The 326-nt window shown below is 74.8% G+C and carries 1 pseudogene; it reads left to right on the top strand.

What is annotated here, in order from left to right:
• A pseudogene (locus ACOADB_RS18330) lies at window positions 1–326 on the top strand (hypothetical protein); the annotation flags it as partial.

Genomic DNA, 326 nt, shown 5'->3' with positions numbered 1-326 from the left:
GAGGAGGACATGGTGGCCGAGGGCGGCCCGGTGGACGGCGGGCCGGACGACGACGCTGACGGCGACTCGCTTGCCGGTGGACTGGTGGCCGGTGGACTGGTGGCTGGTGGACTGGTGGCGGGTGGACTGGTGGCTGGTGGCGCCGCGCCCGACGTCGAGGCACCCTGGGAGCCGCCGCCGCCCCCGTCCTTCGGTGGTGCCCACCTGGCCCCCGAACCCGAGACCACGATGGAGCCGGCCGACGCGGACCTGGACGACGCCCCCGTCGAGGGCGACGTCATGGACGAGTCCGTCGCCGATGCTGCGATGGCCGAAGAGGCCGTGGG

It is taken from the genome of Nocardioides sp. CPCC 206348, from assembly GCF_048654705.1.
Classification (GTDB): Bacteria; Actinomycetota; Actinomycetes; order Propionibacteriales; family Nocardioidaceae; genus Nocardioides.
This window is presented reverse-complemented; position numbering and strand designations above follow the sequence as displayed.